The organism is Thermoflavimicrobium dichotomicum (genome assembly GCF_900114055.1).
Taxonomy (GTDB): domain Bacteria; phylum Bacillota; class Bacilli; order Thermoactinomycetales; family Thermoactinomycetaceae; genus Thermoflavimicrobium; species Thermoflavimicrobium dichotomicum.
The window spans coordinates 23,674-39,815 of the sequence record NZ_FORR01000017.1 but is presented as its reverse complement, the minus strand read 5'-3'; the positions used below and the strand labels follow the sequence as shown (position 1 = coordinate 39,815).

Sequence of the window (16,142 nt, the reverse complement as noted above, 5' to 3'; positions counted from 1 at the left end):
TTGTCATTTATTGTTACATCATGTATACTGAAATTAAGTGAGTATTTATCGGGAAAACGGTATCACTTCATGCGGATAGATAAAGAAAGGAGATGAGAAGAATGAGCAAGCTTTCACCGCGGCAAAAATCCATTTTAGACTACATAGAAAAAGAAGTACGCGAAAAAGGATATCCGCCATCCGTCAGAGAAATTGGAGAAGCAGTCGGCCTCGCTTCCAGCTCAACTGTACACGGACATTTGGCTCGATTGGAAAAAAAGGGGTATATCCGTCGTGATCCTACAAAGCCCAGAGCGATCGAAATCCTGAAACGTTCGAATGGCGAACCGGAAAAGCCCCATATCGATACAGTTATGGTACCACTCGTTGGAAAAGTAACTGCAGGGGAACCAATCACTGCTGTAGAAAATATCGAGGAATATTATCCACTTCCTCGTCGTCTGGTCGGAGATGACCAAACAGTCTTTCTGCTGTCCGTTCAGGGAGATAGCATGATCAACGCAGGTATTTACGATGGTGACTATGTCGTTGTCAGACAACAGCAAACAGCCGACAATGGGGACATTGTCGTAGCCATGACTCCAGAAGGTGAAGCAACCGTCAAACGTTTTTATAAAGAAGCAGATCACATCCGTCTACAACCGGAAAACGATCAACTCGAGCCCATTTTACTACCACAGGTAACGATTCTCGGCAAAGTCATCAGCTTAATTCGGGAAGTGGTATAAACTTACATCTACTTTCCTCCAACATTCATCGTTGGGGGATTTTTTTTAGGAGCCATGACTTTTTCTCCAAAAATGTGTCATTTGCCCTAATACCCTGATCCATGTTTGTTCATATGATATCGATGTAAGTACAAAAACAAGGAGGGAAAAAAATGGAACATCGCCACTGTCCGCACCATGGTCTCATAGACCCAGCTTATCATGTTCCTCGCAGAGAAATAGAAATGGCTTATTGTCATGCCAAAAAGACCTACAAAATTTTGAAACATATCATGAAACATCATCACCCTCATCGCCGTCACCATCATCCTCATCATTTTCTCCATGGGGAAATGGAAAGTTCTAGCAGTCCACATATGTATCCCCAGGCATTCGGAAGCTCTGAAGCTTAATGAGCAAAAAATCACGCCGAACAACTGTAAAAGTGTTCGGCGTTTGTCTTCTTAATTTGATTTCACAAAACGTTCGATTCGATCCAGTGCTCTTTCCAGCTGTTCCATCGACGTTGCATAAGAAATACGAATGTGGTCATTGGATCCAAAGCCTGAGCCTGGTACAACAGCGACCAGTTCTTTTTCCAATAAAGCTTTTGCCCATTCATCGGGGGTCTGATATTTACCCGACTGATCAAGTGCTTCCCGAATATTGACAAACGCATAAAACGCGCCAGCCGGTTTGAGGCATTTAAAACCAGGAATCGCATTTAAACGCTTGACAACATAATCACGACGCTCTTTGAACGCTTTTTTCATCTCTTCAACAGGCTCATGTGAGCCATTGAGAGCAGCAATCGCCGCATATTGTGCAATCGAAGTGGGGTTAGAAGTACTATGGCTGGCCAAATCAGTCATAGCCTTAATGATTTCAGGCGCTCCTGCTGCAAAACCAATCCGCCAACCGGTCATGGAATAGGTTTTGGATACCCCATTGATAATAATGGTTCTTTTATAAAATTCCGGTCCTAAACTGGCAATGCTAACATGCTGAATGCCCTCATCATAAATGAGATGCTCATAGATTTCATCCGAAACGATGAAAAGGTCATGATCAACCGCTATTTGTCCCAATGCCTTCAGTTCTTCTTTATCATACAGCATGCCTGTTGGATTGGAAGGGCTATTGATCAAGACCGCTTTCGTACGATCAGAGATCGCTTCTTTTAATTGTTCAGGGGTTATTTTAAACGAATTCTCTTCTTTTCCATTCACAATAACAGGTACGCCACCTGCCAATTTTACTTGCTCTATGTAACTGACCCAGTACGGCGCAGGAATAATCACTTCATCGCCTGGATCCAGGATTGCCTGGAACAAATTATATAATGCATGCTTGGCCCCAACCGCTACTGTAATTTGGTTGGATTGATATTCTAATTGATTATCCCTCTTCAACTTTTGGATAATCGCTTCTTTTAATTCTGGAATTCCACCAGAAGCGGTGTACTTCGTATGTCCTTGATCCATCGCTTCTTTTGCAGCTTGTAAAATATGTTCAGGGGTATTAAAGTCTGGTTCACCTGCTCCCAGGCCAATTACGTCTTGTCCCTGCTGTTTCAGTGCTTTCGCTGTCGCAGTAATGGCGAGAGTCGGTGAAGGTGAAAGTTGTTGAACTCGCTTAGACAATTTCATGCATGGGTTCCTCCCCAAACTCTTTTTTCTAATAAGTTCATCATATCACAATGAGATTTTTTCCACCAGCTTTTTTGCCTCACGGGCAATCATCAACTCTTCATTCGTCGGGATGACCAGTACTTCCACTTTTGACGAAGAGGTACTGATTCGCCTTTCTTCTTTTCGTCGCAGCTGATTTTGCCCATCATCCAACTCGATCCCAAAACAGGTCAGATTTTTACAAACCCTCTCTCGCACCAGTGATGAATTCTCCCCGACTCCCGCTGTAAAAATCAATACATCCATTCCATTCATTGCTGCGACATAGGAGCCAATCACTTTTCTGATCTTATATACATACATATCTAACGCCAGTTTTGCCTGTGCATGACCCTGTTCTGCTGCCTCTTCAATCACTCGCATATCTTCTGAAAGACCTGAAATCCCCAAAAGTCCGCTATGTTTATTCATCATCGATTTCACTTCAGCCAAAGTCAATTCTTCCCGAGCCATGACATAAGGAACAATGGCAGGATCAATGTCACCACAGCGTGTTCCCATCATTAATCCTTCCAAAGGAGTCATGCCCATACTCGTATCCACCGACTTCCCTTGCCTGATCGCTGCGACGCTGGCACCATTGCCAATATGACAGGAGATGATTTTCAATTCTTCGATGGGCCTTTTCAAAAAGGCGGCAGCTCTTTGACTTACATATTTGTGAGAGGTACCATGAAAGCCATAACGGCGAATTTTATATTTCTCATACAATACACGGGGTAATGGATACATATAGGCATAAGTGGGCATCGTTTGGTGAAAAGCCGTGTCGAAAACAGCTACATGAACAGCTTGGGGCAACTGACTTTGGGCTGCATCAATCCCCAGGAGATTTGGCAAATTATGTAAAGGTGCCAGATCAATGGTTTGACGAATTGCTTGCCGAACTTTTGGATCGATAATGACTGCCTCCGAAAAATACTCTCCACCATGCACCACGCGATGACCAACTGCTTTTACTTCTTCTGCACTTTGAATCACGCCTTGTTCCCTGCTCATCAATAAAGACAGAACACGACTCAATCCCACTTGATGATCCAATATCTCCGATGTTTGCACCAACGGGTCTCGACCTGTTACACGGAGTTTGATAATGGCGCTATCTGTACCAATACGTTCAACAACTCCCTCTGCCAATACAGATTCGGTTGTCATCTCAAACAGTTCATATTTAATCGATGAACTGCCACAATTAATGATCAAAACCTTCATGCCTAACAAGCACATCCTCTCAAAAAGGGTCCTTAATCGAAAAATCTTTCTCCATCACAGCCTGAACCGACCATTCTCGATGATAAATAACAACCTGATCTGAATGATCCAGACAATCATTGACCAGGTTGCATGCTTGACCTTCATTTATTTCTCTTTTAACCTATATCCAAACGATCTCCATCTTCGTCATAATGAAAAAATCCTTCTCCTGTTTTGACACCCAAATGACCTGCTCTAACCATTTGTTTGAGCAAAGGGGCCGGTCGGAACTTGGTATCACCAAATTCGCGATACAACTTTTCCAGAGAGAATAGAACGTAGTCGAGCCCAAAACGATCAGCCATTTCTAATGGTCCTTTTTCAAAGTGATAGCCGATTCGCATGGCTTGATCGATATCTTTCGCACTGGCTACTCCTTCCATCAATGTATAGAGTGCTTCATTGATCAGTAAACAAATAAGCCTTGTCGTGACAAAACCAGGGGACTCATACACTTCCACAACGGAAAGTTCTATTCTTTTTAGCAATTTCTTAATCTCCTGGACGGTTTCCTGTGATGTCTTGAGTCCCCTGATCACTTCCACCAAAGGCGTTTTGGTTACGGGGTGGACAAAATGGATCCCAATCACTCGTTCAGGGCGTTTTATCACAGCTGCAATTTCTGTCAAGCTTAACGTCGAAGTATTGCTCGCTAATATGACATCTGTTTGGCATAACTGATCACAAATACGAAATACTTCTTTTTTAATCTCCAAATCTTCTGTTACTGCTTCAATGACCAAGTCCGCCTGTTTCAATACGCCTGTTTCGTTCGTAAAGTGAAGCCGGGATAAAATCAATTTTTTTTCTGCTAGCGTAATCGCCCATTTTGACAGTTTTTTCGCCAAACTTAACTCGATCTGTTGTTTCGCTTTTTCTGCCAGTTCAGCTGTTTTTTCCAAAATGGTCGTATCCAATCCCTTTGAGGCAAAAAACTCTGCAATGCCTTGTCCCATCGTACCTCCACCGATTACTACAATCTGCTCTATGCCTGGCACAGCGAGCACCCCTCCAACACTAAGTTATGAGGCATTTTGATATGGTTTCATCATTTTCCGGAATTGATCTCCTGATAAAACTTCATCCTGCAAAAGAATTTTAAGACAATCAGCAAATATCCATCGATATTGGAATAACTGCTTTAATGTCTCTTTATAAAGTTGCTCCAAGATCCTTAAAGCTTCATCCTGTATCTTATCCTTACCTATTAGATCAGGATTTACTATTCCTAATTCGGATAAACCCGATTCAATCAACGTACGAACATATTGATAAGCCTGTTCATAGTCATTTCGTGCTCCAGTGCTACGCTGACCGCAGACCAGTTCTTCGGCAGCGGCTCCCGCCAGGCAAATCATCATTTGCTCTTCCATATGCTTACGGGTATATAAATAGCGATCCTGTTCTGGATGATGGCGAACATACCCTAAAGCTTGACCACGCGGTGTAAGGGAAACCTGAGATACAGATCCGGGACGGACACATTCAGCCACAATGGCATGTCCTAACTCATGGATTGCAATTCTTTCTTTTTCCTCCTGGGTGGTATCACGGTCGATTTTTTCCCCCATCATCACTTTATCGATCGCAAGAGAAAAGTGCCTGTGCTCGATTTTCTTTTTCTTCTCCCGCATCGCATAGATGGCCGCTTCGTTGGTTAAACTCTCCAGCTGGGCTCCAGAAAAACCAAACGTTTCCTTTGCGATCTGCTCAATATTCACATCTTCCGCTAAAGGTTTATTTCGTATATGCAATTCCAAAATCTGTTTTCTTGCTTTCTTGTCAGGTAGATTGACGGTAATATGCCGGTCAAATCGTCCAGGTCGTAAAAGCGCTGAATCCAACATATCTTTTCGGTTCGTTGCGGCTATTACCAAAACAAACACGTCTTGGTCAGTCGTGATTCCATCCATTTCTGTCAATAGTTGATTTAATGTTTGATCGTATTCTTTATGCTGGGATCCTTCTCTTTTCCCACCGATGACATCGATTTCATCAATAAAGACAATTGCACTCGATTTTTGCTGTTTTTTCGCCTGCTTGCGTGCATGCTGAAACAGTTCACGAATCCGTTGAGCACCAATTCCCACATATTTCTCCACAAACTCACTTCCAGAAGCACTGACAAAAATCGAATTAGTGTAATGGGCTGCCGCTTTCGCCATCAATGTTTTTCCTGTTCCGGGTGGTCCGGAAAGCAAAATTCCTTTAATCGGACGAATGCCATAATATGAAATCTGTTCACGATGAATGAGAAAATCCAAGGCTTCCTTTAATTCTTTCTTTGCTTGCTCTTGCCCGCCAATTTCTTCAAAGCTTACATTGGGAATGGAACCTGTTGCATGCGCATAATTCTTATTGAAATGTTGGAAACGCTGAGAGTAAATATACCCGGCCATTCCCACGATCATCAAAAACAGGATCGGTAATGGATCGACTCCCAAAAATATACTGAATATCCCTACAGCTGCAGCAGCGCCGATAATCCATTCTTTACCCAATATTTTTCACCTCGCTTCCTGCTTTATTCATCGCTCTTGATTCCTGATCAAGCGAGATTACTTTTGTTAAAAAGTGATTTCCCTTTCGCAAATGTACATATAAATACTGTTGATCCATGTTGACTTGATAATCAATTTGTTGATTCTCTGCCACTTTTTCAACCGTATGAAGCACTTGGGTATAACGTTGTTGAGCCAATCCTTCACGGATACCAAAAAGCATTTGGCTCCATGCTTGCTGCAACTCATGATCAGGTTGATCCTGGATTTGCAGGCGGAGCTCCCGATTTCCCACATATGATTTAATGCGTTGATATAAAGGAACATACATCGAATGAACCGGGAACTGTTGATCTATTTTTAACTGAAGCTGAACCTCTTTTGGGCTAACCTCCAGCTTTTCAATCGTTACATGTGGGGTTTTTTGAACAGATTGTTGAATGGAACGTTTTATATAAAATGTTTGATAAGCAAAAAAACCCCCAAACAATATAGACAGCGTGACAAGCAAACTGAGCAAAACCCGATGCAACTGAATGTTCATCCTGCCACGCCTCCTTTCTCTGATATAAATTTTTATGCATAGACAGTATATCACAGTAGATATATCGAATGTGTAGGGGAAACTTGGAAAAGAAGCCTGCAATGATGTCTTTCCAATCGTAGCCACAAAAAAAAGAATCGGGAGTAAATACCGATTCAGACCTGGATAAAGTCTCTTTGCAAAAGCAAGACTAAAAAGTGTAACGAACTTCTTGTAACAAGTGCTTTTGCGCTTGGATCAAAATCGTCATTTTCTTGAGCTCATAAGTATCAGGCAAGTATATCAATTGATATATCACATCGACTTGATCTGATAATACCAATGGCTGATCAGATAAAAAGCTCTTTTTTATTCTTTCTGAAAGTTTCTGTTTATCAATATGGATATCGAGTTGTTCTGCACGTTTCCTTTCCCAGGAAATATTTCTTTTTTCTTTTTTCGGCTTTCCGGCTTCATTTAGCAATTGCAAATGATCCTTTGGAGAAATCAAGCCGATCTGATGAACCATAAATACTTCCTTATCTCCATCTTTTCGAAATTGAATCTGTTCTCCCTTTTTTTCCAATCGAATTTTCTTATCCTTTTCAACAAACCAATCATCACCATTGACTTGACCTTTAAACTGTTCCTGTTTTGCTTGTATGAAAAAGGGATACTGTAACTGTCGGATTTTTTTCTCCACGATTTGTTTCAGTACTTGACTCGATTGTATCTGATTTGGTTCTTTCTTCGGTGGCATTTCACATCCAATCAAGACAATCAAACAAAGGAAACAAAGCACTCGAATCAACACGTCTTCCCCTCCTTTTTGTCTTAATTTTACGAAAAAAATGCAGAATTTATTACTTACAAAATAAAAAAGCCCATATTGGGCTGAAGTGAAAAATGTACTAAACATATCCCTAGGTGTTTCGGTGATACTAAAAATACCGTTACAAGGGAGGTGAATGGGTTTTGTCTTCTCCCCACTGGATTCAGGAACTGCTTCAAACACATTTTTCTGCTGAAGAATTACAGCGAGTCGAGCCCTTAATCCACACCGAATCCTGGGTCTCTCCTTCTGCTCGATATCGCCAATGGTTTCCAATGGAGGAAGAGCTACCGATTCGATTCCATGTTGGAATCGATATTAAAGTTTAGTTTAGTAATATTTTAACTATAAAACTCCTGCCTATACCTTCCCGCCAATGATTTCCAGCCTGCCCATGTGGGCAGGCTATTTATTCTCCTTATTGAATGGCTTCAAATGCTTTGATGGCATCATAACGGATTTTTTCTTCATCTAAAGTGAGACACTCACGATTACGCATGATCGCTTTTCCATCAACATAAACATCCTGGATATCACCACGAGACGCAGAATAAACCAGGTGTGACACGACATCATGAAGCGGACACATATGTGCCCCACTTAAATCAATCGTAATAAAATCTGCCTTTTTTCCAACTTCCAAAGAACCGATCTCTTTGTCCAAGAAGAGTGCTTCCGCACCATACAGGGTTCCCATGCTCAAGGCTACATAGGCTGGAACTGCTTCCGGATCCTGGTTCACTCCTTTATGAATGAGTGCCGCTAATTGAATTTCCTCCAACATATCCAAATTGTTATTACTTGCTGCACCATCTGTAGCCAGAGCCGGACGCAATCCTTTTTTCAACATTTTCGGGATCGGTGCAATTCCACTTCCCAATTTCAAATTGCTTCCCGGGTTATGGGCTACTTTCACATCATATTCTGCCAATATATCAATTTCTTCATCCGTCAAATGGACTGCGTGAGCCACCAGCGATGGCAAGTCAAAAAAGCCCAGGCGACGTAGATGTTCAACAGGACGAACACCATATTCATCCACATTTTGCTGTACTTCTGCCGCCGTTTCTGACATATGCGTATGTATCGGCAACCCTAGTTCCGCTGCCTTTTCGATAAATTGTCGAATATATTCAGGTGAGCACGTATATGGTGAATGCGGAGCCATCATCGTGGTTATGCGGCCATCAGCTGCACCATGCCAATCTTTCGCAAATTGGGCTGCCTCATTCAGCTTGCTTTGCCTTAATTCTTCGCTGCCAAATCCAATGGCACCCCGACACAGACGGGCACGGATTCCTGCTTCTGTAACCACCTGTCCCACTTGATCCATATGATCATACATATCCAAAAAACAAGTGGTACCTGATTGGATCATTTCCAAAACGGACAAAGCTGTCCCTGCTCGTACCTGTTCGCTGGTAAACTTCGCTTCCAGTGGCCAAATTTTTTCTTCCAACCATTTTTTAAGAGGCAAATCGTCTGCATACCCGCGTAAAAGCGACATTGCCGCATGACCATGCGTGTTGACAAATCCGGGTAAAATGGCTTTACCCTGACAATCGATTACCTGATCATAAGCATCCAGTTCTTTTGCAGTTGGTACTGGGCCCACATATGTAATTCGGTCATTTTCAATCCCCAATGCTCCTGAAAATGGCTGTTGTCCTTCTACCATTGTAATGATCGTTGCATGAATGAAGATCTGTTTCATCAAACTCCCTCTTTTCTTGTCCCCTGATGCGATTAACATAACGCAAAACACATCAATCTGACAAGTGTTTTTCTACAAACTGCAAAATTTCATCCAATGAATAACGTGGTCCCACAAGCAACGGGCGAAATAAATCTCCCTCTTGTTCCAAACGCTCATGAATCGTGGGCAAATGAAATTGCTTGGGTGATAGCCCTTCCGTTAACTCTTCCCATTTGACCGGGGCAGAAATCGTCGCTTCTTTTACGGCTCGTGGGGAATAAGGGGCGATCAAGGTTTTTTTGCGCCAATGTTGGAGATAGTCAAAATATACCTTGTCTCCACGAGCCTGTACTTTTCGCTCGATGGTAATCAAGCGGGGATAGCGTTCTGCCAAGTATCGTGCGATAAATTGACTAACCTTTCTTGTCTCCTCATAGGAATAAATCGGTTCAATGGGGACATAAATTTGCAACCCACTTGCCCCTGAGGTTTTGACAACCCCGTCAAGTCCCATCTGTTGAAGCACTTCTCGTGTACAAGATGCCACTTCGACAACCTGGGAAAATTCCGGGATACTGGGGTCTAGGTCAAATACCAGCTCATTGGGATGATCAGGCTGTGTATACAAATTAAACGAAACATGAAACTCCAGGCAAGCCAAATTGGCTAACCAAACGAGCGTCGGAAGATTATTGAGCAAAATATACTCGACTTCCCCATCTGAAACCGTTTCTACCCAGTCTGGACGATGGACCGGCACATTTTTTTGGTAAAAAAATGCTTTCCCTACTCCATCTGGAAAGCGAATCGTTGTAAGATAGCGATCACGGCAATAAGGCAGGAGAAAAGGGGCCAGTCGAATACACTCCAATATATAATCCCACTTACTGATCCGTTGTTCCGGAAACAGCCATTTATCCGGATTGGTAATTTTCAGCTCATATCCTTCAATCGATACCATGCGAAATGGCGATGGCATACTATGTCCTCCCATGAACAAGTCTAATTTAAGAATAGACAAATAACCAAATCATTCATTCATACATAAATTGACTACATAGAACAGCAAACGAGGTGAAGGTCTAATGGATAAAAACATATACAAAACAAATTTATATGCCCCTTACAATTTCGATCTCTCCCAATATGATGCCCAAAGTGAATTCCCTTCAGCGGATGTTAATATTTTTCCCCCCTTCTTTTTCTTTCCGGCTCCTTTCTTCTTTTTCCGCCCATTCCCGTTTTTCTTTCCACACCGATTTTTCTGGTAAAAAAACCAAAAAAGAGGCACCCCTGTATTCGGGGTGTCTCAGCTTTTTGACAAAGTTTCCGTTATATGCCGGTTTTCCTTTTCCGTTTCACTCCCGTTGCTTAAATACGAGCAAGAAGTCGTTCAACTGGAAAAGGAAAACCGGGTTTGTCAACAGTCTCAGCACCCCGGTATTCGGGGTGTCTTCGTCTTTACCATCCGGATCACTGATCAAAAGTACAATCCATGGGCTTTACCTCTACAAACGCTTGAATGCTTGGTTGTCGAAGCGTTTTTCCGGGTAGCCATTCAGCAAACTTCACTTTCACGACCAATTGGGGTTCCAACCAGATCGCTCCTTTCATCCTGGGAGAGTCATTAACAAAAGGAGATTGTTCTCTAATGAGAGGTTGGATTCCTTGGGTAAAGGCATACCATTCCTTTTTTGTCAGTTTGCCTGTGCCTGCATGCCCAATATAGTGCAACTTCCCTTCCTGATCGTACACCCCCAGCAACAGGGCATTCACGATGCCTTGCCGCATGGTTACTCCTCCGACCACAGCATAAAGATCGTGATCCACTTTTTTCTTGATCCAACGTCGATCTTTTCCGCCAATTACATAGGTGCTGGTTCGATCCTTGTAGACAATTCCTTCCATATCATAGGCTTTCATGACTTCAAATAAAGCTTTCCCATCCGAAAAACTGGGAACCGTTTGGACGTAATCTTGTGGTGTAATAATCTCTTGCAAAAGTGCCTGTCTTTCCATCAATGGCCATTCGGTTACCCACTGACCATTATGATAGAGAATGTCAAAGATCATGTAAGTGATGGGGATCTGCTTTTTCGCTTTTTCTATTTTGCTAGCTGTTCTCAGTGCATCCCTTTTCATGACTTCATGAAAAGAAGGCTTTCCATCTACAAGTGCAATAACTTCTCCGTCCAAAATAACAGAGGATGCCTTGCAGTAGCTCGATATGTTTAGCAGCTCGGGATACTGTAAGGTTCTTTCATTTTTTTTCCGATTAAACAGCTTCACTTCGTGATCCAGACAATAGGTCAAGACTCTTACACCATCCCACTTCACCTGGGCAATCCAATTCTCTCCGGCTGGAGATTGATTCATACGAACAGGCTCAAAAGGTACTACAGGGTTCCACACCATCATTCAACCTCGAGATTTTTGGGATAGTTTGAACGATTATGGTTTGGATTATGTATTTATTTTGAACCCATCCTTCCGTATTACTTCAAATGAAAAGTCGGTGCCTGCCATTGGACACCGACAAAAAGGAAACCCTGATTATTAAACATCTTTCATTAATAATCAAGTCTTTTGGCTACCCATCTATGTATATTAATCCAGTACCAATTTTAATAGTTTTCCTCTAAACATATGTAAAAATCGTTGAAATAACCCCATCGCTTCTGGATGATATCCGTTTCTACTTACATATCCTTTACAAGCCCATATCCCTCTTTTATTTTCTTTTGCTTCTTTTTGTGCTGCTCTCACCCGATTTACGATTGCCTCATTTCGATTTCTTGTATAACAAACTCTGGCAAACCCTTTTCGGACAAGTTCCTCTTGCAACAGTTTTCGGTCACAATAGACATAGGCTAACAATCTTCCATAGCGATCACGCTCTTCCTGATCAAAACCCAATTCAACCACTCGGCTTTTATAAATTTTATATTTGGTATACAACTTTGCTTCTTCCCCATACGGTTGCATCCCTTTTTCAGGATGATGGAGTTCCGGAGTATCGATTAATAAAAAGCGAACCCTTTCTTCTTTCCCATTCGGTAACTGAACACGAATGGTATCTCCATCATATACGTGCAGCACTTTTACTTTCACGAGACCCCTTTTTCTCACAGGATCCTGTTTCCATTGGAACCACTTAAAAAACTGAACCATTCTCCATAACATAGATGTTCATCCTCTCCTGTTATTTATATATCACGAAAAATAGGGATTAAACCAACTTTTTCAATACATTTATATATTAACAATCTAGTATATATGTCAATTATAAAGAATTAAACACGATAACTAGACATTCACCCCTAACAAGCCAGAAAAAAAACACCTGATTCTCGTAATGAATCAGGTGTTTCAGGCTGCCCTCAAACCTAGTTTTTTTCCAGTTGAACGACTTCTTGATCGAGATGTAGCTCGGATACTTTCCGTTAACACTTATACAGTGAAAAATGATGTCGGGAAAAGAAGATACACGGATTCAAGGTTTCGGGAATGTGGCTAGTTCCAGAAGCAGATATCAGAATCTGTAAAGATTCCACAGCTTGTAGGATGACGGCATAAAAGTTTAGCTTAAGTTCAGTCCGCAGATTCCTATGATAATCAATATGATGGATATTACTTTTATAACGGAGATGGATTCCTGGAAAAAGAAGATACCAATTAAGACAACGATGGTGATGCCTACTCCCGACCAAACAGCATAGGCCACGCCTACATCAATTTTTTTTAAGGCAAAGGATAAAAAACTTAAACTTAATCCATAAAAATACAAACATTAAAATTGAGGGAACTATTTTAGTAAAACCATTCGATAATTTTACAGAGGTAGTACCCATAATTTCGAAAAAGATAGCTAGAAAGAGATAAAGCCAGTTCATTATATTTACTCACCACAATTATTTATTTTATTCGTCATTTTAAAGAAAACTGACATTTATAGAAAATCCTGAGGATGGTTTTCCCAAACGAAATGAGCAGCCATTAGCTGCCCATTACAGAATGAATATGACTACGCCAACAATTCCACAAAGTTTTATTTGACACCGACCGGCCGTTCACCAATGATGGCAACACGTTCCCCTATTCTAACGTTTGGATAATAGTCTGCGACTGCATAATGTTGAGTGGCAAAATTATCCCAAAATGCAATGGAGTTGTCTTCCCATTTAAATCTTACTTGGTATTCCGGAATGTGAATCTGCTGGAACAGAAACTGGAGCAGTTCCTCACTTTCCTCTTCATCAAGTCCGACAATTTTTACGGTAAAGTCTTGGTTTACAAATAGAGTCTTTCTCCCGGTATCCGGGTGTTTAATCACCACAGGGTGCTCTGCGATTGGGAATTCTGCTTGCCAATAGGCTAACTCCTCTTCGTTCAGTTGATGGCCAAACACATGGGTAAAATCATGAATGGCTGTCAAACCATCAATCCGCTCTTTGATTTCATCAGGTAAATTGTCATAGGCAGCTGCCGTATCAGCCCATAATGTATCGCCTCCAAATGGAGGAGTTTTAATCACCCTAAGGATGGAGAAACGGGCCGGAGTTTGCCGGAATGTTGTATCATTATGCCAAATATTTTCATAACTTGTAGCTGTTTTGTCTTTCGTAAACCGGACGATCTCAGAGGAATCGCCTTCCGGAAGGAAAGGATGGACTTCCAGTTCCCCCCAATTACGGCCAAAGGCAATATGTTGTTCGCTTGTAATTTGCTGGTTTCGGAAGAAAATTACCTTCCACTCCAGCAATGCGCGGTGCAGCTCATCCTTTACTTCCGCAGTAAGGGGATTTCGTAAATCTACTCCGATAATTTCTGCCCCAATCAGAGGACTTAATGGCTTTACTTGAAACAATCTGTATGGTTTCTCTTCAACTCCTTCGGGAAGACGGCGAAGAATCCGGGTACCTGTATAACGATTTCGGGGAATTTCCAATGGACGGGAAATATCAACATAATTACCTTTAGACATTTTACATTCTCCTTTCTAATGATCAAATTATATAAACTTTTTAAATTAATTATTATTTTTTATTGCTTATAACAGAAAGTAAGTAGTTACTTAATTGAGCAAATTCCTTTGACTGTTCTGCCTGCTGGGGCAAATCATCTTTTTTTGCTAACGGGTTTGGAATATCAAGTACAATCCTGCCAGGGCTTGGATGCATCACGACAATTCGGGTTCCCAGCAGAAGAGCTTCATGCACGTCATGGGTAATAAAAAAGATGGATTTTTGTGTCTTTTTCCAAATTTCTTTGAGATGGCTTTGCATAGACATACGGGTTAGAGCATCAAGTGCACTGAAAGGTTCATCCATTAAAATAACCTTTGGATTCGTAGCCAATGTCCGGGCAATCGAAGCTCTTTGTTTCATCCCCCCGGAAAGTTGATGCGGCAGCATCTTCGCAGCGGATTGCAGTCCGACCATTTCAAGATAATGAGAAACGACTCTCTTTCGTTCAGTTTTAGGAACGGATTGCATTCTTAACCCAAACGCAATGTTTTTTTCAATGGAGAGCCACGGAAATAAGTTTGGATGTTGAAAGACCACGCCTACATCAGGGGTTGGTTTCTTATGCTGTTTCCCGCCAATCGTTATTTCGCCGGATGTTGGTTTAAGAAATCCGGCCAATACCTGAAGGAGCGATGATTTTCCACAACCCGATGAACCTAAGACACAAACAAAATCATTTAGATAAACTTTTAGATTAATAGATTTTAAAACCTGTAAATTTCCGTAAAACAAATTTACATTTTTTGCCTCTATGACTGTTTTACTTGTTAAAGCTTCTTTCTGTACTTTTATTGCTTCATTTGTTAAAATTTCTTCCTGAACTTCGTTTGAGGTGAGTACAGACATAAGCACCTCTCCTTTTTCTACTTTAATAAGCCTTGTTGATAACTTTTTAAATCTGGAGATGATGGAATTGACTTCTGTTTGAACATAAAATCACCAGTATCTTTTAACACTTTTGATAGTTCTCCATCCTGCCCGGATTTTCCAAAATACTTTTCCTGCTGTGAGGCGTCCAGCCAGATGATTTGCTGCATGGTTTTTAAACTATCCTCTGGAGACAGCCCTAATTCTTTTGAAAGCAGCTGGGAAGATTCTTTCGGTTTCTCCCGGTAATAATGAACAGCTTCATTTAAAACAGCGATATATTTTTTAACAAAGTCCGGATATTTTTTTGCAAAATCTTTTTGAACAATTCCTAAATCTGCTGTGACAACCCCTTTTTCGGCCAAGTCCTTCGAAGATAAAATCACTTTGCCTCCTGCATTAACCAGCTTCGCTTGTGTAGGCTGCCAGATGTAGGCACCATCGATGTCATTTCTTTTCCAGGCAGCGAAAATATCCGGCGGCTGCATATCTAAAATAGTGATCTTCTCCTTTTCCGGATCAATTTCCGCTGTCCTAAGGGCGCCTAGCAAACTAAAATGAGAAGTAGAACTAAAAGTGGTTGCAATTTTTTTCCCTTTTAGGTCTTTCAAAGATTGAATCCCTGCTTCCTTTTTTACAACTAACGCTTCACTCTCACCAATGATATTGTGCATATAGTAAACTTTATATGGTAATCCCCTGGCAATTCCGATGGAGGCAGGCGGTGTTCCGACGTTTCCAAAATCAATGCTTCCACTTGCCATCGCATTGTTTACATCTCTTCCTGAATCAAACTGAATCCATTCCACTTTTACATCGGGATATTTTTTCTCCAATAAACCAAGTGCTTTTGCCAATAGCTCTCCACTTGGAGAAACCTGATATCCGATCCGCACTTCTTTTGGTAAGGATAAATTCTTATCGGAGCTGGATGCTTTTTGATTGGAGCAGGCAGCAGATATAAAAATAAGAATGGCGAAAAAAATCGTAAGTAAGAAAAGGTTTGTTGTTTTTTGTAAAGACATTGTGTTTACCCTCCAATTA

The 16,142-nt window shown here is 41.4% G+C and carries 16 protein-coding genes and 1 pseudogene; 3 read left to right on the top strand and 14 right to left on the bottom strand.

Features of this window, described 5'->3' with window-relative positions; translation table 11 throughout:
• Positions 1–101: 101 nt before the first annotated feature.
• Both lexA and BMZ78_RS14345 read left to right on the top strand, forming a co-directional pair.
• The gene (gene lexA, locus BMZ78_RS14350) at positions 102–728 is read left to right on the top strand and encodes a transcriptional repressor LexA (protein WP_093231124.1); all 627 of its coding nucleotides are present in this window, start codon (positions 102–104) and stop codon (positions 726–728) included.
• A gap of 152 nt (positions 729–880) precedes the next feature.
• Positions 881–1,120 (top strand): hypothetical protein, encoded by a 240-nt coding sequence (locus BMZ78_RS14345; RefSeq protein WP_093231123.1) that lies wholly within the window; start codon positions 881–883, stop codon positions 1,118–1,120.
• Between the two features lie 51 nt (positions 1,121–1,171).
• Here the strand turns inward: BMZ78_RS14345 and BMZ78_RS14340 are convergent, their stop codons facing one another.
• The 6 genes from BMZ78_RS14340 to BMZ78_RS14315 all read right to left on the bottom strand — a co-directional run bounded on the left by BMZ78_RS14340 (position 1,172) and on the right by BMZ78_RS14315 (position 7,490).
• Positions 1,172–2,356, bottom strand: a complete 1,185-nt coding sequence (locus BMZ78_RS14340; protein WP_093231122.1) for a pyridoxal phosphate-dependent aminotransferase — start codon at positions 2,354–2,356, stop codon at positions 1,172–1,174.
• 45 nt (positions 2,357–2,401) lie between these two features.
• On the bottom strand, positions 2,402–3,610 hold the full coding sequence (locus BMZ78_RS14335) for an acetate/propionate family kinase (protein ID WP_093231121.1): 1,209 nt from the start codon (positions 3,608–3,610) through the stop codon (positions 2,402–2,404).
• 158 nt (positions 3,611–3,768) lie between these two features.
• Positions 3,769–4,650: a 3-hydroxyacyl-CoA dehydrogenase family protein gene (locus BMZ78_RS14330; protein WP_281244581.1), complete on the bottom strand. Its 882-nt coding sequence runs from the start codon at positions 4,648–4,650 to the stop codon at positions 3,769–3,771.
• Positions 4,651–4,674: 24 nt separating this feature from the next.
• Entirely contained in the window at positions 4,675–6,153 is a 1,479-nt protein-coding gene (locus BMZ78_RS14325; protein WP_245739867.1) for an AAA family ATPase, read from the bottom strand.
• Entirely contained in the window at positions 6,146–6,697 is a 552-nt protein-coding gene (locus tag BMZ78_RS14320) for a hypothetical protein (protein ID WP_093231120.1), read from the bottom strand. Before BMZ78_RS14320 ends, BMZ78_RS14325 begins: the two co-directional genes overlap by 8 nt.
• Positions 6,698–6,887: 190 nt before the next feature.
• Positions 6,888–7,490 carry a hypothetical protein gene (locus tag BMZ78_RS14315; RefSeq protein ID WP_093231119.1) on the bottom strand — a complete coding sequence of 201 codons (603 nt, stop codon included), beginning with the start codon at positions 7,488–7,490 and terminating at the stop codon, positions 6,888–6,890.
• 161 nt (positions 7,491–7,651) lie between these two features.
• On the opposite strand from BMZ78_RS14315, the gene BMZ78_RS14310 reads away from it, so the two are divergent.
• Positions 7,652–7,837: a hypothetical protein gene (locus BMZ78_RS14310; RefSeq protein WP_093231118.1), complete on the top strand. Its 186-nt coding sequence runs from the start codon at positions 7,652–7,654 to the stop codon at positions 7,835–7,837.
• Between the two features lie 89 nt (positions 7,838–7,926).
• Here the strand turns inward: BMZ78_RS14310 and BMZ78_RS14305 are convergent, their stop codons facing one another.
• From BMZ78_RS14305 to BMZ78_RS14270, 8 genes and pseudogenes are all read right to left on the bottom strand, one after another.
• Positions 7,927–9,225 carry an amidohydrolase gene (locus BMZ78_RS14305; protein WP_425263939.1) on the bottom strand — a complete coding sequence of 433 codons (1,299 nt, stop codon included), beginning with the start codon at positions 9,223–9,225 and terminating at the stop codon, positions 7,927–7,929.
• A gap of 49 nt (positions 9,226–9,274) precedes the next feature.
• Positions 9,275–10,183 (bottom strand): non-homologous end-joining DNA ligase, encoded by a 909-nt coding sequence (ligD, locus tag BMZ78_RS14300; RefSeq protein ID WP_093231116.1) that lies wholly within the window; start codon positions 10,181–10,183, stop codon positions 9,275–9,277.
• Between the two features lie 494 nt (positions 10,184–10,677).
• On the bottom strand, positions 10,678–11,619 hold the full coding sequence (locus BMZ78_RS14295) for an ATP-dependent DNA ligase (RefSeq protein WP_093231115.1): 942 nt from the start codon (positions 11,617–11,619) through the stop codon (positions 10,678–10,680).
• Positions 11,620–11,811: 192 nt separating this feature from the next.
• Positions 11,812–12,387, bottom strand: coding sequence for a thermonuclease family protein (locus BMZ78_RS14290; protein ID WP_093231114.1), 576 nt, complete (start codon positions 12,385–12,387; stop codon positions 11,812–11,814).
• A 397-nt stretch (positions 12,388–12,784) separates the two neighbouring features.
• Positions 12,785–13,097 (bottom strand): annotated as a pseudogene (locus tag BMZ78_RS14285) (DMT family transporter).
• Between the two features lie 155 nt (positions 13,098–13,252).
• Positions 13,253–14,188, bottom strand: coding sequence for a TauD/TfdA dioxygenase family protein (locus BMZ78_RS14280; RefSeq protein WP_093231113.1), 936 nt, complete (start codon positions 14,186–14,188; stop codon positions 13,253–13,255).
• A gap of 52 nt (positions 14,189–14,240) precedes the next feature.
• On the bottom strand, positions 14,241–15,077 hold the full coding sequence (locus tag BMZ78_RS14275) for an ABC transporter ATP-binding protein (protein WP_093231112.1): 837 nt from the start codon (positions 15,075–15,077) through the stop codon (positions 14,241–14,243).
• Between the two features lie 17 nt (positions 15,078–15,094).
• Complete coding sequence (locus tag BMZ78_RS14270; RefSeq protein WP_093231111.1) at positions 15,095–16,123, bottom strand: taurine ABC transporter substrate-binding protein; 1,029 nt, start codon at positions 16,121–16,123, stop codon at positions 15,095–15,097.
• Between the last annotated feature and the right edge of the window lie 19 nt (positions 16,124–16,142).